Genomic DNA, 1,400 nt, shown 5'->3' on the forward strand with positions numbered 1-1,400 from the left:
GACGACACCCGGCGCCTTCCGTCCGGATTTTGAAAACGAACATGCTGCCTTCTACCGGCAATCCCATTCCGGAGACCCGTTTGGCTATCGGGAAATCGTCTACCAGCCTTCGCCAATTCTATCCCCGCAGACCGTATCTCCTCCCGGGAAGGCCTGGCGACCGGGGTCCGGACGGGAAACAAGGTTTCACGAACGACCCAATCGGGCAGAAGAGCAGGTCCGCATCTGGACCGTAGCTAGTGATGGCCTGCCTCTGACGAAGGGTGCCTACGCGGCAGGCGAGCTATGGGTCCACACGATCACCGACGAGGAAGGTATGCGCAGCCTGACGTACACCGATAAACTCGATCGGGTAATCCTGAAAAAGACCCAGGCTTCACCCAAACCTTCAACCTCACACGCGGGATGGCACTGTACCTATTACGTATATGACCTACCGGGCGATTTACGGGTGGTACTCCCTCCCAAAGCTGTGGAAATCCTGGCCGGAAACTGGCAGCGGTCCCGGGAACTCCGGTTGGTCGATGGCCTGTATTTCCGCTACCGCTTTGACGGCAAAAAACGGTTGATCGAAAAGAAAAGCCCGGGAAAAGCAGGAGAAGAATTCCTCTACGACCACCGCGACCGGCTGGTGGGCCATCGGGACGGAAACCTGAAACTGGCCGGCAAATGGCGGTACACAAACTACGACGCACACAACCGTCCCGTACAGACAGGCCTGGTTTCCGACAGCAGAAACAGAGGGACCCTGCAAAACCAATTGGATACGGAGAGTCTTCGGCACCTACCCGCCAAACCCGAAACACGCATGCCCCAGTTCAAACAGACCAGTCCCGCAGCCTCCTTTAACTGGCAGGAACAGTTCCCGACCGTTCAGCCTCCTGAACTGAAACCTGGATTCTTTTTTCCCACACAAAGCGCCCGGACAACGCCTACCGGCATCAAGCTTTCGCCGGAGCAATCGCTTCCTCCCGAAACCTTCCCCCGGGAAGCGGGCGAGATTCTTAGCCAAAGCTTTTACGACGACTACCGATACAGCAAAAAAGCGTTTAGGGACAAAGGAATCGGCATCAGCTCCCTTCCCGCTTCCGGACTACTCACGGGAAAACTGGTGAAAAATATGGCTTCCGGCCAGTTAATGGAATCCGTTGTGCATTACGACGATTGGGGCCGGGAAGTGCTTTCCCTATCGGAAAACCACCTGGGTGGGGAAATCGAAACGTCGATCAATTATGACTTCAGAGGTAGGCCCCTCGAAACGAATACCCAACTACGGGGTGCGGTGTCCTTGGACTATACAGACAGGTACCGCTACAGTCCGGAAGGCTACCTCAGCGCAGTGTCCCGGCGCATGGGGGAGCAGCCGGAAACCCTGCTGGCCTCCTATTCCTACGGGTTGA

1 protein-coding gene is annotated in these 1,400 nt (G+C 56.5%); it reads left to right on the forward strand.

What is annotated here, in order from left to right; translation table 11 throughout:
• Window positions 1-1,400 (forward strand): hypothetical protein (locus BMW71_RS23835; RefSeq protein ID WP_177179754.1); only part of this gene is annotated, 1,400 nt, incomplete at both ends.

This window comes from Cyclobacterium xiamenense, assembly GCF_900109255.1.
Taxonomy (GTDB): domain Bacteria; phylum Bacteroidota; class Bacteroidia; order Cytophagales; family Cyclobacteriaceae; genus Cyclobacterium; species Cyclobacterium xiamenense.